17 protein-coding genes are annotated in these 23,224 nt (G+C 39.6%); 6 read left to right on the top strand and 11 right to left on the bottom strand.

Going from position 1 to position 23,224, the window contains the following annotated elements; translation table 11 throughout:
• Positions 1-47: 47 nt before the first annotated feature.
• Together A379_RS05805 and A379_RS05800 are read left to right on the top strand one after the other, a co-directional pair.
• Positions 48-809 (top strand): ATP-binding protein, encoded by a 762-nt coding sequence (locus tag A379_RS05805; protein ID WP_051145032.1) that lies wholly within the window; start codon positions 48-50, stop codon positions 807-809.
• Entirely contained in the window at positions 809-1,495 is a 687-nt protein-coding gene (locus tag A379_RS05800) for a sulfite exporter TauE/SafE family protein (RefSeq protein WP_040726626.1), read from the top strand. The genes A379_RS05805 and A379_RS05800 overlap by 1 nt, the downstream gene beginning before the upstream one ends.
• A gap of 103 nt (positions 1,496-1,598) precedes the next feature.
• Here A379_RS05800 and A379_RS05795 read toward each other — a convergent pair whose 3' ends face one another.
• From A379_RS05795 to rep, 10 genes are all read right to left on the bottom strand, one after another.
• On the bottom strand, positions 1,599-2,933 hold the full coding sequence (locus tag A379_RS05795) for a TolC family outer membrane protein (protein WP_040726622.1): 1,335 nt from the start codon (positions 2,931-2,933) through the stop codon (positions 1,599-1,601).
• 48 nt (positions 2,934-2,981) lie between these two features.
• On the bottom strand, positions 2,982-3,578 hold the full coding sequence (locus tag A379_RS05790; protein ID WP_040726620.1) for a response regulator transcription factor: 597 nt from the start codon (positions 3,576-3,578) through the stop codon (positions 2,982-2,984).
• An 89-nt stretch (positions 3,579-3,667) separates the two neighbouring features.
• Entirely contained in the window at positions 3,668-5,056 is a 1,389-nt protein-coding gene (locus A379_RS05785; RefSeq protein ID WP_040726619.1) for an HlyD family type I secretion periplasmic adaptor subunit, read from the bottom strand.
• A gap of 3 nt (positions 5,057-5,059) precedes the next feature.
• Positions 5,060-7,252 (bottom strand): type I secretion system permease/ATPase, encoded by a 2,193-nt coding sequence (locus tag A379_RS05780; RefSeq protein ID WP_081696348.1) that lies wholly within the window; start codon positions 7,250-7,252, stop codon positions 5,060-5,062.
• Between the two features lie 443 nt (positions 7,253-7,695).
• Positions 7,696-9,324 (bottom strand): ABC transporter substrate-binding protein, encoded by a 1,629-nt coding sequence (locus A379_RS12640; RefSeq protein WP_198525651.1) that lies wholly within the window; start codon positions 9,322-9,324, stop codon positions 7,696-7,698.
• Between the two features lie 70 nt (positions 9,325-9,394).
• Complete coding sequence (locus A379_RS05770; protein ID WP_040726617.1) at positions 9,395-11,338, bottom strand: EAL domain-containing protein; 1,944 nt, start codon at positions 11,336-11,338, stop codon at positions 9,395-9,397.
• 68 nt (positions 11,339-11,406) lie between these two features.
• Positions 11,407-12,066: a transglutaminase-like cysteine peptidase gene (locus A379_RS05765; RefSeq protein ID WP_369759610.1), complete on the bottom strand. Its 660-nt coding sequence runs from the start codon at positions 12,064-12,066 to the stop codon at positions 11,407-11,409.
• Positions 12,067-12,148: 82 nt separating this feature from the next.
• Positions 12,149-13,087, bottom strand: a complete 939-nt coding sequence (locus A379_RS05760; RefSeq protein WP_051145030.1) for an OmpA family protein — start codon at positions 13,085-13,087, stop codon at positions 12,149-12,151.
• Between the two features lie 128 nt (positions 13,088-13,215).
• Positions 13,216-14,406 (bottom strand): iron-containing alcohol dehydrogenase, encoded by a 1,191-nt coding sequence (locus A379_RS05755; RefSeq protein WP_040726614.1) that lies wholly within the window; start codon positions 14,404-14,406, stop codon positions 13,216-13,218.
• A gap of 29 nt (positions 14,407-14,435) precedes the next feature.
• Entirely contained in the window at positions 14,436-16,469 is a 2,034-nt protein-coding gene (rep, locus tag A379_RS05750) for a DNA helicase Rep (protein WP_040726610.1), read from the bottom strand.
• A 91-nt stretch (positions 16,470-16,560) separates the two neighbouring features.
• On the opposite strand from rep, the gene A379_RS05745 reads away from it, so the two are divergent.
• From A379_RS05745 to truD, 4 genes are all read left to right on the top strand, one after another.
• Positions 16,561-17,145 carry a class I SAM-dependent methyltransferase gene (locus A379_RS05745; RefSeq protein WP_040728755.1) on the top strand — a complete coding sequence of 195 codons (585 nt, stop codon included), beginning with the start codon at positions 16,561-16,563 and terminating at the stop codon, positions 17,143-17,145.
• A gap of 257 nt (positions 17,146-17,402) precedes the next feature.
• Positions 17,403-18,377 carry a Tim44 domain-containing protein gene (locus tag A379_RS05740; RefSeq protein WP_051145029.1) on the top strand — a complete coding sequence of 325 codons (975 nt, stop codon included), beginning with the start codon at positions 17,403-17,405 and terminating at the stop codon, positions 18,375-18,377.
• A gap of 42 nt (positions 18,378-18,419) precedes the next feature.
• Entirely contained in the window at positions 18,420-18,875 is a 456-nt protein-coding gene (locus tag A379_RS05735; protein ID WP_040726608.1) for a hypothetical protein, read from the top strand.
• Positions 18,876-18,970: 95 nt separating this feature from the next.
• Complete coding sequence (truD, locus tag A379_RS05730; RefSeq protein WP_051145028.1) at positions 18,971-20,182, top strand: tRNA pseudouridine(13) synthase TruD; 1,212 nt, start codon at positions 18,971-18,973, stop codon at positions 20,180-20,182.
• 33 nt (positions 20,183-20,215) lie between these two features.
• Here the strand turns inward: truD and A379_RS05725 are convergent, their stop codons facing one another.
• Complete coding sequence (locus tag A379_RS05725) at positions 20,216-22,939, bottom strand: methyl-accepting chemotaxis protein (protein ID WP_051145027.1); 2,724 nt, start codon at positions 22,937-22,939, stop codon at positions 20,216-20,218.
• Between the last annotated feature and the right edge of the window lie 285 nt (positions 22,940-23,224).

Below are 23,224 nucleotides of genomic sequence, written 5' to 3'. Positions count from 1 at the left end.
GTTGTAGCAAAAACTTTTAATAAAAGGTAAGGTTGTAGCAAAATTAAATGGTATTTGTAGCGTTAATTATTAGTAAATTACTACTTAACTTATTGTTCTTTTCGAGAAGTGTAGCATTAACTTCTGGAAATGTCAGTGGCTCAACGCCAAAACCTGGTGCTTTATCCCTTGCGCATAACGGAGTTTTGTTTTTGGATGAGCTGCCAGAGTTTAATCGTACTGTATTAGAAGCACTACGAGAGCCTTTAGAAACCAAATGTGTCAATATCTCTAGGGTTAATCAGCATGTTAGTTATCCAGCGAACAGTTTGTTGATTACCGCCATGAATCCTTCTCCCAGTGGTTTTTTTCCAGATGACCCTTTAGGAAGGTGTAAAGATACACCTGATCAAATCATCCGCTACCAAAAAAAGTTATCAGGTCCTTTATTGGATCGTATTGACCTTCATATAGAGGTTCCAGCAGTGGATATTGCGGATTTGCAAAATCATACCAGGCCCAATGACGAAGAGCGCAGCTCAGAAGTAAGACAGCGAGTCACACTTGTTAGACAGTTACAATTAGAAAGGCAAGGTTGCTTTAATTCACAGTTGACTCCCAATCAATTGAATGACTATGCACAACTAGATGAACACGTTGCGTTGTTTATTGAAAAGGCGGTTAATGGATTGGGGTTGTCAGCACGTGGTTATCACCGTGTGTTACGTTTAGCACGTACCATTGCAGATATGCAAAACTCAACCTCTGTGCAGATGGAGCACGTTGCTGAAGCGTTAAGTTATCGGAGTAATTCAAGGGTTTTCAAGTAATGGATTCTATTTACATTACGGCACTCATTGTTGGTTTGTTAGGCGGTGTTCACTGCTTGGGGATGTGTGGTGGCGTTGTTGGCGGTTTAACCTTTAGTCTTGAAAGTCGAGTGCAAACCAGTTGGCTGAAAATGATGCCATACCAGCTTCTTTATAATATTGGTCGTATATCGAGTTATATGATTATTGGAGCGATATTTGGAGCACTGGGAGCGGGTTTAGGTTCGCTGGCTACATTTTTACCTGCACAACAGTTGTTACAAGTTGTAGCGGGGCTATTTATGATTGCACTGGGTTTGTATTTAGGCGGCTGGTGGTTTGGGGTAGCTAAAATTGAAAAAGTAGGACAAAGCCTTTGGTTACGTTTAGCACCATATGCAAAAAAAATGACACCAGTTAAACATTATCACCAGGCCTGGTTATATGGCTTAATTTGGGGTTGGTTGCCTTGTGGATTAGTGTATAGCATGCTTATTATGGCGATGACAGCAGGGGGGGCGCTTAGTGGAGCAGCTGTGATGCTTGCTTTTGGCTTAGGCACCTTACCTAATTTATTGTTAATGGGGGTTTTTGCTTTTTACTTTACACGGTTATCAAGAATGGTATGGGTGAAACGCATCGCAGGTTTTAGTGTTATGTCTATGGGAGTTTGGCAACTTTATTTAGCATACAGTGTTTCGGTTTGATTGCTATATATTGGCTTTTGGCAAAGATAAAAAAACCAGGTCTTAGAGCCTGGTTTTTTCTTTAAGTGTTATTTATTAACTCTTAACTCAAATATAAAGATTATTAATTTGAATAATCGTTGTCGACCTGAGCATAATTTACGTTAACTTGAAGTGCGTCTATCAATTTTCCCATACCGTTTAAAATGCGGAACTCAGCAATGACATATTCACTTTCACTGGTCACTAATGTACGTAAGGCGCTATTGTATTCATCTTCTGTGTTCAGTAAGTCAAGTAGTGAACGACGCCCTAAACTAAACTGTTTGCGGTATCCCTCAAGCGTTTCATAGGTTAATTTAATATGTTCTTTAATGTATACCAGTTGTTGACCAACGTACTGTTTAGCATCCCAAGCGTAGCGTAAATTTTCAATAGTTTGGCGACGTGCATTGTTACGGATTTCTGCGGCTTGCTGTACACCCGCTGCGGTTCTGTCTCGGTTAGCCGCGTCTTTACCACCATTGTAAAGGTTATATCTTAAACGTAGCATGGCTTGAAAGTTTTCATCTTTACGCTCAAGACCGTTAATGTTTTCATCAAACGTTTTCTCTATTTCTAGATTAACGGTAGGATAATAGGCGCTTTTGGCACTTCTATGTTGCGCTTGAGCTTCCGCAATATCAGCATTGGCAGAGCGTAATGTAGGATGGTTAATCAGCGCAATATCGATGGCTTCTGACAAGGTCTCTGGAAATTGGAATTCAAACTCTGGTTTAAGTAAGTCATTGTCAGGCATGCGCCCTAAAACACGTTGAAAACGACTTAATGAATCATTGTAATTGTTGTGCGCAGCTAGATAATTAGAACTGGCAAGAGCGAGACGTGCTTTTGCCTGGTCAACCTCTACTTGGTTACCAATTCCAGCTTCACTACGTTGCATGATCTGATCGAGAATACGTTCATGTGTCTTTTTATTGTCAGCCTCTAATCGAAGTAGCTCTTGCTCTTTAAGGAGGTTGATATAGGCTTGTGCCATATCTAAAGCAATTTGACTGGCTTTGGCTTGAGCACTGTATCCCGCAGCATCCATGGCGGCTTGTGTGCGGTCAATTTCATTTTCAGTTTTAAAGCCTTCAAATAGGTTTTCTGTTAAGCGAATAGAGGTTTCTTTTCGAGTCAAACTTGTTGAGTCTACACCTTCATCATTAGTTTCCTCAAGACCTATGCCTGCAGCAATATCAATTTTAGGGTACCAACTTCCTTCAGCACCCTCTAGTTCGGCTGAAGCGCCTTGATGAATCTTGATCTGCTCTCTAAACTCTGGATTATGAATAATGGCATCTTCAATGGTTGGTACAAGCTCCATCGAATAACTTGGAGCAATAAAACTTACTTGCAGTAACGTAGCCGAAACTAAAGTGGTTATTATTTTTTTCTGTAAGCGAGGGTTTGTCATAATGTTTCCAGTCAGTAAATTGTATTAGTATGTTCTAATTTGTTGTATTTATTGCCAATTTTTAATTTTTAATACTAGCGCAAGTCTATCAGTGACATCAAGTTTTTCAAAAACATTATGGAGATGCGCTTTAACGGTTCTCTCGGTAATGTCAAGTTCATTGGCAATTTCTTTATTGGTTTTATTTTCCAAAACCAGCGAAGTTGTTTGAAGCTCTCTGTCTGTCAAAAGTTCTTTCCAAGCTTCTGTTGTTTGATGACTGTCTGTGATTGCACCAATCATGGCTTGCATAACGCTTTGCCCTAGCCAAATGCTTCCTGCATTGATGGTTGCGAGAACCTGCTGAATGCGCTCAACTGTGGCGTAGGTATTAACATAGCCTTTAATACCATTTTGAAACAGTTTTACACCTTCTAAATCATTTGGCTGATTCGTAAAGCTAATAACGTCAAATTCTTTTGCAAGTTCAATAATCTGATCAATCGTTGAACTATCTGAAATTTGTACTAAAAGTATGTGCGAGCTCGAATCAAAACGATTAGATAAATTCATAAGGTCATACAAGACCTTTGAATCTGTTCCGCAAGCACTTAACCAGTTTTTTAAGGCATTTGGATCTTGCACAAATAATAAGGGGTATTTCATTATTTTTTAAAACCCTTTGGTTTTTTAGTTTTTATATATCCAGTAATTATACGTATTTTGAAGCATAATAATTTGGGCGTTTTAAGTTTTTAAGATTCACGTAAAGCGGTGTCTTTTGCTTTAATAATTGGTTTTAAAATGTAATCTAATACAGTATGTTTGCCTACAATAATATCAACACTCGCGGTCATCCCTGGTAGCAAAAAGAGTGGCTCTTTTTTAGTGCCTAGGTGATTTCTATCGGTTTTGATTCTCGCAATATAAAAACTATTGCCTTCTTCATCAGTAATGGTATCGGCTGATATACGTGTAACTGTACCGTCTAAACCGCCATAAATAGCAAAGTCATAGGCGGTAAATTTAATTTTGGCTTTCAGTCCTTCATAAATAAAGCCGATATCTGCAGGTAAGATTTTGGTTTCTAAAACTAATGAATCATCTTCAGGAACGATTTCTACAATATCACTGCCTGGCTGCACGACACCGCCAATGGTGTTAACAAACATCTGCTTTACCGTTCCATTTACAGGTGACTTAATGTCTGTTCTGTCTACTCGGTCTTGTAAAGCGGCTTTAGACTTGATTAATTGTTCCTTTTCGGCAAGAACTTGGTTCATTTGTTCATGTGCATCATTGGCAAAAGTTTCTTTGGCATCCTCTCGCTTAGAACGAGCCTCTGAAATAGCAGACTTTAGCCTTGGGATTGAGAACTCAACGCCTTTCAACTTAGAAAGCGCATCATTTTCCTCTCGTTCAAGTTTAAGTAAATCGACTTGAGATGCGATCCCCTGTTTAACAAGGGGTTTCATAAAACTCACTTCTTTTTTTAATAAGTTAAGTGAGCGTGTGAGCTGCTTTTGTTGGCTATAAGCATCTTGTAATTCAAGCTTTTTTTGTTCAATCTGTTCAACCAGAATATTGTCTGTGGTTTCTACTTGTTTTTGCCTTGCTTCGTACAAATAAAACTCACGGTCATAGAGCTTTTGTATCTCTAAATCGGTAGAGGGTACTTTGGATACAATAAAAGGTTTGTTAAAGGCTTCTGCGGCTAAACGTTGTGCCTTTGCTGTTAATTCAGCTTCTTTCAGCTCGCTTTCACCATACGAACTTGCAAACTGAGTATTGTCTAGTTTTATAAGGATTTGCCCTTTTTTGACTTTATCGCCAGAATGAATAAAGAGCTCTTCAACAATACCACCTTCTAGGTTTTGAATGATTTGAATTTGAGAGGACGGTACAACTTTACCTTCGCCACGGACAATTTTGTCCAGTTCAGCATAGTTAGCCCAAACGATGAGCCAAATAAACACTAATAGGATGACCCAAACCACCATTTGAGACTTTACCGTTGGTTTTTCCAGTGCAGCCTGGCTTAGACTAGACATGTAAGCAATGTCTTGTTCTGCAATATGGGTTTTGCGAGGCTTATTTTGCTTAGCTTGCTCTACTGGTTTTTGTTCTTGAATCTGCTCAGTCATGGTTTATGTAGTCTTATTTATTTTGCCTGTTTTCAGGGCTTCTAAAACAGTCTGTTTTGCTCCATCCGCTATTAACTTACCATTTTCCATAACCATTAATCTGTCAGTAAGCTGGAGTAAACTCATTTTATGGGTAACAACTATGGTTGTGCTGTTGAGGGTTCCTTTCAGTAGGCGGTTAATCATTAGCTGTTCGGTTTTAGCATCCATCGCATTAGTTGGCTCATCAAAGAGATAAATAGGGGCTTCTAGGAGCAAGGCTCTGGCTACACCAATACTTTGGCGCTGGCCACCAGAAAGCGAGCTTCCACCCTCATTTACTTTTAAACTGTAGCCCGAAGGGTGACGTTTGATAAAGTCATCAACGCCCGCAAGACGTGCAGCACGGATAATAGTGGAGTCTTCTACATAAGGAGCACGATAAGAGATATTGTCTCTGACATCTCCACTGAAAAGTGTTACGTCTTGCGGTACATAGTTTATGTTGCGGCGAACTTCTGCAGGATCAAGTTGAGTGATATCAATGCCATCTAATAGTATTGAGCCATCATCGACTTGATAAAAGCCTAAAATGAGCTTTTCAATTGTAGATTTTCCTGAACCAATTCGGCCGATAATGCCGACTTTCTCACCAGGTTCAATTACAAAACTGACTCTATTTAATGCAGGTTTAGTTTCATCTGGGTAGGTAAAGGTGACATTGTTAAATTCAATACGACCTTCAAAAACAGGGTGCTGAATAAAGCGTTTATGCAATGGGCGCTCAACTTCTTTAGCCATAATCTCATTTAACGAATTCAAGGCGGTTTTGGTCTGTTCATAACTGGTAATTAGGTTGGCAAATTGTCCCATTGGACCTATGGCGCGCTGACTAAGCATGACGGTAGCGATTAAACCACCCATGGTTAAATCACCTTCTTGAATAATGTAAACACCTGCCAGTACGATAATCACTGTACTCATTTGCTGCATAAATCCAGTCATTCTTCCCAGTGAGCTTTGCAACATTTTAGATTTTAAACTCGCCTTAGCAATTTCACCAATGGCCTGTTCCCAGCGCCACTGTGCACGAGCTTCAACACCTAGGGATTTGATGGTTTCCATAGCGGTCAGGGTTTCGATTAAAACGGCATTTTTTTGACTGCTAGCTTCATAAGTTGCCTCGATAGCACGTTTTACGGGGCCTTTTAGTAGAAAACTATATAGAAGGATAAAAATGATTATTAAAATTGGAATGAGAACAATGCTACCTGCGATGTAAAAAATCACTAATAAAAAGATAATGGTAAAAGGCAGGTCAACAATCGTTGCAACGGTTCCTGAAGTGAAAAAACTACGGATACTGTCAAACTCTTTAAGTTGGTTGGCAAAAACCCCAATTGAACCGCCGCGGTTTGACATGGTTAAGCCAAGCGTCTGTTCAAAAATCTTACCAGACATAATCACGTCACTTTTTTTGCCTGCAATCTCTAAAAAGTAGGAACGTAAATATTTGAGAATAATGTCGAACATATAGACAACACTGACACCAATCGCTAAAACCCAAAGAGATTCGACCGCATTATTAGGCACAATTCGGTCATAAACATTCATGACAAACAGTGGGTTGGCTAATACAAATAGATTAATAACAATGGATGCAACTAATACATCTCGATAAATGGATTTAGAAGCCCATAAGGTTCCCCAAAACCAATGGCCTTCTTGAAAGCCCATTAGGTTTTCGGTTTTTTGTTCATGGAGCGATTTAGTGGTGAGGTAGATAGCAAAACCGAGATAATCTTGATTAAGTGCTTCAAGAGAAATAGTTTTTGTGCCTTCAGGTGCGTCAGGTAAGATTACAGTTGCTGTGTTTTTTTCAAAATCAATGCTGTCGAGTATGCAGGCCTGGTTGTTTGAAAGCGTCAATATGCAGGGCAGTACCAGGCTTGAAATATCTTCTAGTTTACGTTCTTTAAAGGTCGCTTGAAGGTTTGCTCTTTCAGCAGCACGTTTAAAAATTTCAGGCGTAATGTTGTTCGAATCAATAGGTAAGCCAGCAATGAGGGATGCTTTAGAATAAGGTTGACGATTCAGCTTTGTGTAGATAACCAGGCATTCTAGCAAAGGGCTGTTCAACTCTGTGTGAGAAGACTGTGCATTTTCACTTGAATTGTTTTCTGGAATGATTGGTTTATCGTCAGTTGGATGTTGCATAAAATCCAGTTAATCCTAAATTCTTCTTGGCTTTTGTTATTTTGTTATTTTTGTTATGTAATTCAGTTTACAAGGAAAAAACTATCCAGTATTGATTACTGCAAAATGCATATTAGCATACTCATCTAGGTATTAAGTAAGTTTAATATGAATGCATTAATTTTATATATAACCGTCACATGGTAAAGATATATAAGGATTTTCTTATATATTCACTGGTTTTAGTAGGGTTATTTACATTAGCCTATTATGCAGAGTAATTCATTAATTTGAAGTTTTTAAGAGGAAAAACTAGGTAAAAAGTTGACTAATTGGTTTGAATTATTCAGTTTTTTGGTGGAATTATGCTGTTTTTTAATTGTTTAAGTTCATGGCAAGAAGTGTGCTCTGGTAGAGTTCTTAAAATGTAATTTGCGGTATTAATGACATTTTTCCATCTTGGATTACTTGGGATACTGTCTAATAGAAAGGTATTTATCAAAGGTGCGGGTTTTAGCTGTACTTCCGTCTAAACTGACTCGCCATAGCCCACTCTGTTCAGCCAGTTGTACTTTGGTTTTAGAGGTGCTCTCTTCCCAAATTTTAAGACAAAGAGCCATTGTTTGCACTAATGTGTTTAAAAATGCAAGGTGGGTATCACCTTGGTCGTCAGCGATTTTTAACTCTTTTTTAAATGAAAGAGCCTTGAGATCTCTTAATTCGGAAATGTCTAAAGCCATACAAATTAGGTAGTTTTTATCATCAATTTTAAAAGGGGCATTCGCCCAGTTACAAGTGATTTCACGGCCATCTTTACAATAGTTTTTATTTTCAATATGCAGTGGCTTTTGTTGGTTTATAACGTTATTCAGTCCGTGTTTGACCTTTGTTTTATTGGCATCAAGCACTAAAAAAGAGAATATATTTTTATTGATAACTTCTTTTTCGGACCAGCCAAAAAGTTTTTCAGCTTGATGATTCCATTCAATAATTTTGAACTCGTCAGAGAGTAATAGAATAGCCATTGGGGATTGATTGACCATGGTTCTAAGTTGGGTTTTGAGTCTATAAAAGCGTCGTGCTAAAAACAGCGTAAACAGCACTAATGCCGCAATGCCAGAAATAACCAGTATAAGATCGTTGATTTTGTTTTCTAGACGGTCGAGCACTCTATTGTTTTTATAAACAAAGTCTTCCAAAGGGATGGGGTTTTGTATGAGACCAAGCTCTTGATAGACTGATGTAATATGTTGCCAGCGACTTTCGCTCATATGACCAGGTTCAATAAGGTCAGTTCTCATTAAGGCTTGCATTGCCTGGGCTTCAAATTTGAGCGCCTCAAGCGTTTTGATGGTGGGGTAATGATTTTTTATGTATTGCGCAGTTTCATCGATATTTGACATCGCATATTTCCAACCCAGAATTGAAGCTTTTCGGAACTGTTCAACTAAATCTGGGTTTTGGTTTAAAAAGTTTTCAGTGGTGAAAAAGTTGTCACCATAAAAATCAATGCCAGCCATTCTTGGCGTAAAAATTCGATACGTTATATTCTTTTCAGCAAGTTCATAAATTTCTGATGTGGTATAGACCGTCATAGCATCGACTTTTTTGGTTATTAAGTCGTTGATATTAAAGTGATGTGGAAGCTCATTCAGTTGTGATCTTTTTATTTGAGATTGTTGTAGGTAGGCATCAATTTCAGAAGAGTTTTCTTCAATCATGATTTTGCGGCCTACAAAGTCGTGAATGGTATCAATACCATTATTTTCGAGTGCAACAATGCCTAAAGGTGAATGTTGAAAGATAACGCCCAAAACCACGATAGGTTGGTTTTGATTGTAGCTAAGGAGTAATTCACTCGTGCCCACACCAAACTCAGCATTGCCCTTTAGCACCTCGTTAATAGGGTTTATTTTTGGTTCTGCTGGAATAATCTCAACGTTAAGCCCCGCTTTTTTATAAAAACCTTTTGCTTGAGCCATATAGTAGCCCGCAAATTGAAACTGATGTTCCCATTTTAATTGCAGCTTAACCGTTTTTTGAGTATTTAACGGATGCCCCCACTTATCTTCAGCTAAGCTTTTGCAACTCAATATAAGCCCCAAAATAAATAGCAAAAGATAAGGTGTGTAATGTGAGGAAATAAAAGTTTTTTTTAATAGGTTATTCATTTAATAAACTCGGAGCACCGTAATAATATCCTTGTGAATAGTTCACACCAAGTTGGTTAAAGGCTTTAAGTTGTGCTTCATTTTCAACAGCCATAGCGATAACATCAATATCTAAACTGCTGGCAAGTTCACATAGGCTTGATACGTAATTGCGAGTTTGTTCATCGGATTCAATTGCCTTGCTAAAAGCTGCGTCTAACTTGACATAGTCGGGGCGCAAGTCTTTTAAGTAGCGCATATTACCAAGTCGACTTCCAAAGTGATCAATACCAATATTGACACCAAATTGCTTTAGCTCAGAAATTAATGGCCAAGCCAAACCCTTTTGTTCATTGATTAAACGCTCTGGCAGTTCAAATGCCATTCTATGAGTATACTTTGCGTGATTAGCTAATATTTGTATAAGATTTTTCTGGAAAGCATTATCTTCTATAACCGATTTAGAAAGGTTAATAGCTAGAATAGCGGTATCCATGTGGGTTTTTAGGTGTTGTATTACAAGATTAATAACCAGCTGATCAATTTCAGCGGTTTTGTTAAGTTGTTCTACCGCTGGCATAAAATAACCTGCAGAGCGGATTGTTCCATCACTGTCTTTAAGACGGATGAATAGCTCTTGGTCATGGACACTGTGGTTTTTATCGTAGGCGCTTTGTTGAAAAAGTATAAAGCGCTTTTCAAGAATCGCTTGGTTTATGGTCTCTTCCCAAGCATGTTCATTACTTTCTTGGTTTTGCTTAGTATTATAGTAATACACACAGTTTTTACCCTGCTTTTCTGCTTGTTCAATCGCAAAATCCAGATGGCCAAGAATAGGGCCACGACTTTGGCCTGGTTGATAATCGGTATAAGCAACAGAGATGGAGGTACTGGCAGCTTTGGCTTGTAGAGACTCTAAAATAGCAGGTAACGCATCGGTGATGCGTTGACTTGGTTCAGTAATCTTTGAGGCTACCAGGCCTGGTAATACTGCAACAAGCTCCGTTCCGTTCAGTCGAGCAAAGAGACTATGTTCACACGAAAGGTAGGTGCGCATTGTGTCGGCTAAAGACTTCATAAGCTTATCACCCACTAAATACCCAAATTGATCATTTAACTCTTTGAGTTCATTGACTCGAATTAAACAAATTATCCCTTCAGGAAGATCTTCATTTGGGTCAAGCAAGGTATCAACAATCATTTCAAAATGGCGGCGGTTGCTAAGTTCTGTAACACCATCTTGATAGGCCATTTTTTGTAATTTTTCAGCACTATTGGCATCACGCTCAAACACCGTCTGTAGCTTATTGACCATGGCATTCATTGCCGAGACAACTTGTCTGAATTCAATGGTTGAAGGTAGCTGGTCTTGAATTAAATACTCTTTTTTAACAATGGCTTCGGCTTGTTTTTCCATATCTTTTAAAGGTTTGAGAATCACTTTTAATGTATAGATAACTACCAATATTGCGAATATCGCGGCAAGGCCAAACCATAACAGTAAGTTTATTGCTGTTTTCCAAAGTTCTTTATAGGCGTATCCTGTATGGCTTTGAACACTAAGGGTTCCAATCGGAATCCAGCCAGCTTGAACAAGTGATTGAGCTTCTGGGGCTTCTAGTTTTATGGCATTAATAAACCAGTCTGGAACAGAGTCTAGACTTTTGGTGTTTTCACGGCTATATAGGCCAATGTTTTCCATGTCGGTAAGTGTAATGTGATTGTAGTAACCTCGATCAAAAACGGCATTGATCATGGTTTCCATGCTGGAAATGTCCTCAGGATTCTCAATACTACTAAGGGATAGACCGAGTGAGGTGGCAGTATCTTGAGCGTGAGATTCAAGCTGGTTCTGTAAAAAGTTCTTGGTGTTGTTCAAATTTAAGGTAAAAGTACCCAATAGTAAGATGATTACCATTGTGGCTATGAAGAGAATCATTTGTTTATTTAAACTCATACCTAAATCCTTTTAACACTTGTGTGTTAGGCCAATATTTTAGCCTATTGTTTTTTCATTAATTGCGATTATTTATTTAGCCGTTCTAATAGGCTGTTCCAGTTTTTTAGTTTAGCTGTTCCGCCAGAAACTGACCTACCTTTACCTCGCTCTCGAGCCAGCCATAAACCGTCACCATTAAAACTGTAAATAGGAACCAAATCGGTTCGTCGATTGGCTTCTAGTATGCGTTTATTGATGTTATCTAATACCAACGGAATCGATTTAGGGGTTTTAAAATAGGTGAGAACCATATGGGCTTGGTTAAGGCGAATGGCTTTAACATAAGTGATATAGAGTTTACTTTCAGGAACGCCTAACGCTTTAAGGGTGAAGTATTTTGCGATAGAGTAGTCTTCACAGTCTCCTGCATCGGTTGCTAGCATCTCCAGAGGAGTGGCCCAGTAATCTTTCTTTTGCCAATGAATAATGTCATCAATAAAGCGTACCTGGTTGAAAAAGTCATTAACAATCTCGAGTTTATCTTCTTCTGATTTATGTTGATTTTTATCAACCAGTTCTTGCCATTCGGTTAAACGCACAGCGGCCCGTGAACCATATTTTATTTTTGTCTGCTCAATCTCTTTTAAGGTTACGACCTTAGGTGTTTCCTCGGCTGAAACCCAAATAGCTAAAACTGCACTGAGAAGTACAGAGATTGATAGGGTTTTTTTGAGGGACATTTTCATGAGATTAAGTGTAGCCACTGTAAAAAATAAAGGCAACCAATGGTTGCCTTTACATCTTACAAAATAGCTTTTAGCTGCGTTGTTATTTAACTAACATCTCTTCTGGAATGGTTGTTAACGCATCAGCAGGCAGTTGATCTTTAGGGATAATCTGAACCTCAATTCGTCGGTTTTGTTGGCGACCTTCCGCTGTTTTGTTGCTGGCAACAGGCTCCATTTCGCCTTTACCATTTATATAGATTCGGTTAGTCTCATAATCTAGATGCTGTTCCAAAAAGTCTTTGGTGCTGTTGGCACGTCTCCAAGAAAGTCTCTCGTTAACAGGTGCTTTGGCTTGCCAATCTGTATGACCTGTAATCAATACGACTTGACCCTCTTTAAGTTCACTGAGTACACCCACATCACTTTTGAGCTTGGCAACTTGATCATCACGGATTACGTGTTCATAAGAGTCAAAAACAATGTTTGTTAAAGCGACCGCTTTAGGTTCACAACCATGTGTGTTAACAACAGTGCCTTCTGGTGTGTCAGGGCATAAATCATCCGCATCGTTTACACCGTCTTTATCGCTATCGCCAATGGTTTTACAGCCAACTTCATCAACAACGGTGCCTTCGGGTGTTCCTGGACATTGGTCTTTGCTATCGTAAACACCATCATTATCCTCATCACCTTCACAGCCAAAACGGTTAACCTTTACACCTGGAGCTGTATCAGGACATTGGTCTAAACGGTTAAACACACCATCTTGGTCTGAATCTAATTCACAACCTTTTGCATCGACATCAACATGTAATATGGTATTAGGGCAATGATCGAGTTTATCTGCCACGCCATCTTGGTCTAAGTCTTTGTAGCTGTTTTCAACAAGATTGGCATCCACATTAGGAATGCTTTTAAGTGCTTCTGTCTCTTGTCCTGCTGGATTGTAATCAAGCGGGAGTGGTTTTTGTTCTGCAGCATTTGCAGGTGAAAGCAAACTGACCAAGCTGATAACTAAAAGGCTGTTTAATATTTTCATAGACGTCGTCTCAATAATTTATTTTGAGTGATTTGATTAATTTATTGCCAATCATACACTTTTTTTTAGTGGGGTTAAAAGGAAAAAACAGGAAAAAATACCTATAATTATTTGCTAAAGTCTTTGTTTTACAGGGAGTTTTCAATCGATTGCCTGAGTTGATGGTCAGAAAGTGTTACGGAGTTACCTAACATGCTTCCACTTCGACAATTTTTAATCACCACGGATATGTTCTCTTGGGTCAGTCCAAATTCAGCTAAACCTTGCGGTGTATATTGTTGGGCGTATTGTTGTAAGGTTTTTACCAGGCCTGGTAAAAGGGCTTCGTCATTGAGTTCAGAATTAAATAATTGACTGACTTGTTGATATTTTTTTAAGGTCAATTTTGCGTGTTCTGATGTGTCTTTTTGTAAAGATAGGATATTCTCTTGGGTGATTGGTGCGAGTAATCGGGCGCAGACAATGCCGTGTGGTGCTTCAAAAAAAGCGCCAATGGGTCCCGCTAAACCATGTACTGCCCCTAAACCCGCATTGGCCAAAGTTGTGCCAGAGAGTGAGGCGGCAAGCATTAAGTTGCTGTAACCATTTTGTTGGCGCTTTTTATCGCTACTATTAATGTCTTCAAAAGCACCTTTAAACAGTATCATGCCTTTCCAAGCGAGTGCGTCAGTCATAGGATTGGGTTTAAGAGTTGTATACGATTCTAATAACTGGGTAAAGGCATCCATACCTGTTGAGTAAAGCACCTCTTTGGGGCAGGTGGTTAAAAGTTCAGGGTCTAACCAAGCTTCTTTGGCGAGTAATTTATTATCCCTAAACGATTTCTTAAATTCACCAATGCGAGATAAAACCGCATTTTTAGTGGTTTCACTGCCTGTACCTGCGGTGGTTGGAATGGCGATAAACGGGCAAGTTTCCACGTGAAACGGCTTGCCAGCGCCCACGCCTTCTAAATAATCCATGACTGAGGTTTGGCTTGGAATCAATCCCGCAATTGCTTTGGCGGCATCTAACACACTTCCTCCGCCTAAACCCAGAACGATATCTGTGTCAGAATCACACTGCTGAACAACCTCATCCACAATATCGGGTGAGGGTTCACCCGAGATAATAAAGTGTTTTACCAGGCCTGTTAACTTTAACTTTTGATAAAGCTCATCCCCAAACTCACCAGGGTGTGCTATGGTTTTACCAGTAATTAACACCACGCTTGTATGCCGTTGCTTTGCTAAGGTTTTAATAAGCTGATGACGAATTCCCCAACCAAAATGAATATGAGGCATAGGGGCAAATTCAAAGTTTGTAATGGGGTTTGTCATGTGGTCTCCTAATCAGTTAGTGGGCTGATTTAGTTTTTCTTAAACATCGATTTTAAGTTGGCAATATGGGCATTGCCTGTTTCCATCTGCTCTTCTTTAGAAACCACAACCCCAGGTTTGCCTTCCCACTGTAACGATTCTGGTGGCAACTCTTCTAAAAAACGGCTCGGTTCACAGGCCATATCTTCACCATATTTACGGCGCTTGGTGGCATAAGTCATGGTTAAAGAGCGTTGTGCGCGTGTGATGCCAACATACGCTAAACGACGCTCTTCTTCCAGGCCTGGTGATTCTAAGTTTTGTTTATGGGGTAGTAATTCTTCTTCCATGCCAATTAAAAACACATGCGGAAACTCCAACCCTTTAGAAGCATGTAAGGTCATTAAACTCACCATATCATGCTCTTTTTCAGACTCATTTCGCTCCATCATATCCATTAGAGCCATGTGCGTCACAATGGTTTCTAAACGTTTTTCTTCCCCGTCTTCCTCTTTGGCTTTATTGACAATACGCTCAATCCAAAGAATTAAATCTCTTACATTGTTAATGCGACGTTCAGCGGTTTTTGGGTTACTTGAATTTTCATGTATCCAGTTGTCGTACTCTATTTTTTCAACCAGTTGTTTCACAAAAGAGGGTACTTCTTCGCCAGATGCGCCATCGGCTTCTTGAATCCAACCTAATAACTGCTCACCAAAATATTGCACTCGCTTTAAAGCTTTGTCCGACAAAATGGTGGTTAAACCAAACTCTTGCGTGGCGTCAAATAAGCTAATGCCACGGCCAGTTGCGTAGGTGGCGAGTTTTTCTAAGGTGCTGGCACCAATCTCACGTCTTGGCGTATTTACAATTCTTAAAAAAGCGGCATCATCATCTGGGTTAACGATAATGCGCAAATAACTCATCACATCTTTGATTTCAGCGTGGTCAAAAAACGATTTACCGCCCGATATTACATAAGGAATATTCTGTTCACGCAACGCACGTTCCATTAAACGGGCTTGGTGGTTACCTCTATACAATATGGCGTAATCGCGATTTTTGGTTTTGTGCTTGAATTTATGCACAATAATTTCAGAAACCACACGCTCAACCTCTTGGTTTTCATTGGCACAAGAGATAACTCGTAAAGGATCGCCTGCACCCATCTCACTCCACAAGGTTTTTTCAAATACGTGTGGATTATTGGCAATAAGTTGGTTGGCCGATTTAAGAATTCGATTGGTAGAGCGGTAGTTTTGTTCAAGTTTAATCAGTTCAAGAGAGGGAAAATCTTCTTTAAGCATCGCCAAGTTTTCTGGTTGCGCACCTCGCCAAGCGTAAATTGATTGGTCATCATCACCTACCACGGTAAAACGAGCTTGGACACCGACTAACTGTTTAACCAAAGCATATTGTGAGGCGTTAGTGTCTTGATACTCATCCACTAATAGATAACGCACACGGTTTTGCCATTTTTCAAGCACGTCAGGGTTTTCAGAAAACAGTTTTACTGGCAAACCAATCAAATCATCAAAATCGACCGCGTTATAGGCTTTAAGTTGTTTTTGATAGGCCTGGTACAAAATAGCACGGGCTTGTTGTTGAGCATCTTCTGCTTTTTCTAATGCTTGCTCGGGTGAAATATGAGCGTTTTTCCAGTTAGAAATATCCCACTGAACACCTTCTAATACTTCTGGGTCTAAGGTTTGTTTAAGCATTAACTCTTTTAAAATTTGCCCGCTATCAGCAGCATCCATAATCGAAAAGTTAGACTTATAGCCAAGCGCTTTATATTCACGACGAATAATGTTTAAACCTAAGTTATGAAAGGTCGAGACATTTAAGCCCGTAGTATTCTCATTTTTTAATAGCTTGGTAACACGCTCTTTCATCTCTTTTGCGGATTTATTGGTAAAGGTGACGGCATAGATATTGTGAGACTTTACATCGCACTGGCGAATCAAGTAAGCGATTTTTTCTGTGATAACTCGCGTTTTACCCGAGCCCGCACCCGCCAAAACCAAGGCTGGGGTCTCAATGTGTTTTACGGCTTGGCGTTGTCTTTCGTTTAAACTGTGCATGGATGATTTATGGCTTATGCTTTTTAAATTAGATGTTGTAGAAAAGGTACAATATGATAATTCAAAATGCAGAAAATTACTGGGAAATACCGTGGCAACAATTGAAGAATTAAAACAAGATTTACATATTCAAGCGAACTTAGCTGGCAAAGAGTTAAAGTTTGCTACTACTTGGGGAATTTTTAGCCCAAGAGAGATTGATTCAGGTACCGACCTGTTTCTGAAGTATTTAGAGATTAAAGAGGACGAAATCGCCCTGGATATTGGTTGTGGCTACGGACCAATTGGTTTGGCGATTGCCGCCAATGCACCAAAAGGTCAAGTACATATGGTTGATAAAGATTTTGTGGCGGTTGATTATTCTAATAAAAACGCCAAGTTAAATCATTTACCAAATGCCAAAGCCTATTTATCAAATGGGTTAAGTGCCGTGCCTAAAGATATTCAGTTCACGACTGTAGTGTCAAACGTGCCAGCTAAAGTCGGTAAAGAGATGTTAAGTATTATGTTGCATGATGTACATAATCAGTTAGCACCAGGTGGACAGTTTGTTGTGGTCACCATTAATGGTTTAAGACAATATATGAAACGTAACTTTATGGAAGTGTTTGGGAATTACGAAAAAGTGAAACAGGGTAAGGACTACACCATTTCACGTTGCATTAAACAATCTTAATAAAAGAGACCTTTGCACGAGGCCCTGAACACATAAAAACAGCTATAATTCTCTATCTTCAAGCTAAAAAATCCGCCCAATAACTCGTTATTATGCTAATTTTTTAACCTAAATCTAAAGAATTCTATCTTGTTTTTCTTGTGCCCCTGTCTCGTGCAAAGGCCTCTAAAAAATAGGATTTGATTTTAGATAATCTACCAGGCCTGGTAAGATGCATTTTTCAAATTTAAATGAATTGTTAGAGTTAGGAGTTTTGCGTGAAATCGCTATTTACTATTAAACCGAGTTTTATTGTTTTATTCACCCTGATGTTTGGCTTGTTTTCAGTAGCGCAAGTGGCTGAAGCTAAACGTTTTGGTGCAGGTAAAAGTTTTGGGTACAGCAAACAAGTTGCGCCTAAACAATACAATACTCCACCTAAAGCAGCGCCTGCTAAACCAGCGGCCAATACTGCAACCGCAGGTAAACCAGTATCAGGTGCTTCAAAGTGGTTGGGGCCTTTGGCAGGTTTAGCAGCGGGTGGTTTATTGGCGGCTATGTTGTTTGGTGATGGTTTTGATGGTCTTCAGCTCTTTGATATTTTACTGTTTGCTCTGATTGCCTTTGTATTGTTTAAATTGTTTGCTCGTAAAGCCCAAGGCCGTTCTCAGCAAGAGTATCAGCCAGTATATTCAGAGCCAGAACCTTCTCATCAAGCGTCTTATCGTTCTGAACAAAATGCATATCGCCAAGCTAACGAGCCTGCGTCATCCAACTCAACCTCATCGAATACAGGTTCAATTATTGGTGCCGACTTAGAGGATGGTGTTGGTCAAGGTGTGAGTGAAAATGCTCAGTTTTTAAATGAAATCCCAGCCTGGTTTGACGAACATGGCTTTGTAGAGGGTGCCAAATCACACTTTATTACCCTGCAAAAAGCTTGGGATAATGTTGATTTAAGTGAGATGGAATCTTACTGCACGCCAGAGCTTTTTAGTGCTTTGCAACAAGAGTTAAGAGGTGTGCAAGCGGGAGATAATCAAACGGTTGTGGATACCTTAGATGCTGAAGTTGCTGCTATGGCGGTTGATGGCGAGTACTTTATTGTGAGTGTGCGTTTTAGCGGGTTTATTCAAGAAGAAGCCGTTAAGGGGGCACACGCCTTTAATGAGATTTGGCATATTCGCCGTTTAGCGAACGATGAAGGTAATTGGCAAGTTGCGGGTATTCAACAAACCAATGGTTCGTTATAATCAAGTCTCAAAATAAACGGTTAAACAAAACAGAGGTGTTTTATGCGTTATTCTTGGATTAAACTTTTTAGCCTGAGTGCGATGGTATTCAGTTTTTTGTTTCTCCAAGCTTGCAGTAAAGCACCTGTTACCATTACCACCGCCAAAGTGGTGAGTGGTTTAGATAAAGGGTCTGGTAACTTTGACCGAGTATTACAAATCTGTTTTGCCGAGCCTTTAACTTCAACCTATTATCACAAAATTACGATTATTACCAAAGAAGACGTCAAGATTACTGGGTTTGGTACTTTGCGCCCTTTAGCCTCTGACCCCGATAATAAGTGTCATCTACGTAATGTCTATTTGTATATACATAAAGATTCTCCTGTTGATGCACGTCAGTTAATTAAAGACTATGTATTACCTGGTAATATTCGTCAGGTATTGGTACAGATTTATAATGAAAAACCTGAAGGCAAAGAACTCCCTATTGCTGAAAAGGTGTTTACCGATTTATAAAACTGAATGAGTTTTGATTATTTTTAAATGAAAGGCCTGGTGAATTCCAGGCTTTTTTGTGTCCCCCATAAGAAAGCCAAGTGCTAGAGAGCCAAATGTTCCTAAACAATCAACCGTCCACTTCCGATTCAAATCAAAGTTCTCTATTAAATATTAAAGCGGACTTTAATTTATTGGCTTATGCCTATTCGCAACCGATATTAACGGGTCAGCTAAAAACCATTCCAGAAGACTTTAAGGTTGAAGAAATCATAGAAAATCAGTTAACGGGGGAGGGGGAGCACCTATGGTGTTGGGTAGAAAAGCGAGGACAAAATACCGATTGGGTGGCGGGCATGTTAGCTAAATGGGCAAATACCGCTAAGCATAATGTGGGCTTTGCAGGCCAAAAAGATAGACAAGCGGTCACCAAACAGTGGTTCAGTATTCAACTGCCAGGTAAAGCCGATCCCAATCCTGCAGAGCTAAACTTGGATGACGTTAAGATATTAAAGATGCAACGTCATAATAAAAAGATTCAACGAGGAGGTTTGCAGGGTAATCGTTTTGAACTGGTTTTAAGAAATATTACTGGGCGCACTACCGAGCAAACTGCCGATACGATGATGGCTGAACTGGAGTCTCGTTTACACAAAATTCAACTTGAAGGAGTCCCTAATTACTTTGGTGAACAGCGTTTTGGTCGAGATGGTAATAATTTAGCACAAGGTGAAAAACTCTTGCTGAGTGATTCGTTTGCCAATAACCGAAGACAAAAGCGGGGTGCCAAACGAAAAGGTGGCAATCAAAATCAGCAAAGTTTGTATATTTCAGCACTTCGCTCTTGGATGTTTAATGACCTGCTTAGTCTGCGACTTCAGCAAAATAATTGGAACCAAGTGCTTTGTGGCGATCTTTTACAGAGTGCAAATGGCCATGAGGTTTTACTTGCTGATGAGAATCAAGAAATTGAACAGTTGCAGAAAAAAGTAGTGTTGTCCGAATGGTTTATCACAGGAGGTTTATTTGGTGATGGCACCTTGCCAACAAAAGCGGATGCACAAAGACTAGAACAAGAAGTGGTTGAAAAATACCAGGCCTGGTGTGATGCCCTAAGTGCCAATAGAGTAAAGCAAGATAGAAGGGCTTTAAGAGTTATGCCTGAAGAGTTAAGTTGGTCTTTTGAACAGCTTAATGAGAGTGATACTGATGCCCATCAAGACTCAAAAGGGGGGGCATCAAGTCTTACGCTAAACCTTAAGTTGAGTTTTAAACTCCCCGCAGGGAGTTTTGCAACCATGTTGTTAAGAGAACTCATGTATATATAACGTAGTAAGGCCTTTAATGCTTGCAGTACATGACTAAAAGTCGGCCCACTCATCGTTATTAGGACTGGTTGGTTTGACGTTCTGTGTTAGTGTTTTTTGAAGCCCACCACTTGAAGTTTCTGTTTCAAAAGGTTTTATTAATTGCGCTTTTTCTGTTGATTTTGTGGTAAATCCGCTCGAGATTTCCCTCTCTAACTGCCTGATTAACTCAATCACTTGGCTGCTTTCACCTTCGAGTTTTGACATTTCAATATTAGCGGTTTCAATATCACCAATGTCTTTAAGTTCTAAAATTCGTCCAATAAATTGATGAAGTTCAGCGTGTGCTCGCTCGAGTGCTTGATAACTTGATAAGGACTGATACTCTTTACCTTGACCATATATCCATTGTCCAAGGGCACAGAGTGTTCCATCTTTAGCGGTATTGCGATCAAAATCCACCTCAATATCATTGATATAGGCGCGTACTTTTACTCGCCACTGGCGATGTGACCTACGCGTTTGTGCAAAATCAAATCCTGTCGCCGTTGAGGCAATATCAAGACTTGTTCTTGAGCTATCAACTTTAAAGTGCGAGATGTTTTTTGTCATCATTTGAGACATGGTGCCAAGTTCTTCAGCGGTAGCTGCGGTTTCTTCAACTAAGGCCGCATTTTGTTGTACCGCGCTGTCAATTTGGCTAATGGCGTCATTGACTAAATTAACGCCTTCACTCTGTTCAGCACTAGAGTTTGCAATCTCTTCAATGATTTGATTTACATTGTTAATGGATTCTACAATGGCGTTTAATGACTCACCAGAACCTTTAACATGGACGGTTCCTTCGGAAACCTTTTTAACAGTATCTTCAATTAATTGACGGATATCTTTTGCGGCATCAGCCGACTTTTGAGCCAGAGTTCTGACTTCACCCGCAACCACGGCAAAACCTCTGCCATGTTCACCCGCTCTGGCTGCTTCAACCGCTGCGTTTAAAGCGAGCAAGTTGGTTTGAAAAGCGATACTGTCAATCAAGGTGATAATGTCATTGATTTTTTGGCTCGATTTATTGATCTGTTCCATGGCGAGAATGGCATTTTCCATGACGGAAACACCCGATTTAGCCAAGTCTGCGGAGCTGTGGGTGACCTGAGAGGCTTGTAATGCATTTTCAGCAGTCTGTTTTACCGCCGCCGTCATTTGTTCCATGCTGGAAGCGGTCTGCTCAAGCGATGCCGCTTGGTTTTGGGTACGATTATTTAAATCGACACTGCCCTGATAAATTTGCGATGAGCTATTGCTGACATTATTGACGGCTAATTTGGTTTGCGACATCATAGAGCCTAAGTTATCTACAGCCACATTCAAACTGTCTTTCATTACTGAAAAGCGCCCTAAGTACTCGCCTTTAATATGTTCCGTTAGATTGCCTTCAGAAAGAGAGACTGCCACTTTGACCACTTCATTGATGGGGTTTTCAATATTGGCAATTAATTCATTAATAGATTCACTCAACTCTCTGGCTACACCTTCGGTTTTGTCCAAATCAATTCTGCGGTTAAGCAACCCTGCTTTTGCCGCTTCGATGGCATTACCGACTTCTTGCAGTAGTTGTTTGTCCGCAGTTTTATCTTGCCACTCGACAATAGTGGCTGTTTGTAAATTGTTTCGATTGAATACAGGGATAATATTTAAGTCAAGGTGATAGTGCGCCATTTTTATGTGTGCAGTCGTCGGCTCTTTAATGTTTGCCAGCATCGCTCTATTGTGTTCAGGGTTTTGGTGGAATATGTCGATATTGGAGCCCAAAATAGATTTGGCATCTAGGTTAGGTAAATCCTTCTTAAGGTTGCTTTCGCGCTGCAAAAAGAAGGCCTTCATTGCGTTATTCATATAGATAATATCCAGCTTATTATCCGCAATCATAACGTTAGAGTTGATTTTATCCATGGCTGTTTGTAAACGCTTGGCATTATCAAGTTGGTATTGACTCTCTTCAATTTTTTCTTGTGAGGCCAGTGCGGTTGATTTAATGGCGCTGCGAATTTTGCCACTAAATGTCAAAGGGTCAAACCACACATTATCGATTCTCTGACCACTGGCGATACTTCGTAGCGTATGGCGGTTTTGACGTTCGTTTTTGAGTTGAGAAAGGCCTAATAAGTAAGGCGGTATAAGACCTAACAGGCCAACAGTGATGATTTCACTTAGATGGTGTCCATCAATTGTCGCATAAATAAGGTAAGGGATGAGATACAGCAACCCTACCATAATGCTTAACTGATATTGTGGGTTTAATCGAAAGTAGAGGTTGCGTATTGGTAAAAAATCAAAGCCGTAAACAACACGGCCATTTTTGATTTTTGCGCGGCCATCTTTTATGTCTTTATAGGCTTTTTCTGTCGCTGCAATTTCATCCGAGGAGGCCTTTGAACGAATCGACATATAGCCAGTTATTTTGTTGTTCTCAAACAAAGGAGTGGCATTCGCTTTCACCCAGTAATAACCACCGTCGGCTCGTCTGTTTTTTACAATTTGAGTCCAGGGGGATCCTATTTTAAGGCTTTTCCACATGTCAGCAAAAACCGCCTCTGGAACATCGGGATGTCGAATCATATTGTGGGGTTGACCAATTAAATCGCTACGAGTGAAACCACTGGCAAGTTCAAAGGCATCATTACATTCTAAAATAGTACCGTTTAAATCTGTTTTAGAAACAAGGGTCATATTTTCAGATATAACAAATTCATTATTATTGGTTGGCTGATTATTTCTCACAGGATAAGGCTCCGTTGTCCTATTCGCTTGGTTTAGAGCACCTATGAAGGCAGGCTCTCTATTGCCGAGGCTTGATTTTTAAAAATCACGATTGAATAAGAACTGATTAACTTGGTAAAAGAGATTTCTTTTATGTACAAAATCGGCTTATTCAAGTTAATTATTATACATATATTATACAAGCTGTACAGGTGTGTATTCATTCAATACTTAAGCTTGCTTGAAAAGCCACCAAGGTTACAATAGTTGAACTCTTTATAACTGAATGACATGAGTTAACTCGGT

The sequence above is a fragment of the Thiomicrorhabdus sp. Kp2 genome (assembly GCF_000478585.1).
In the GTDB taxonomy this organism is placed as follows: domain Bacteria; phylum Pseudomonadota; class Gammaproteobacteria; order Thiomicrospirales; family Thiomicrospiraceae; genus Thiomicrorhabdus.
This window is presented reverse-complemented; position numbering and strand designations above follow the sequence as displayed.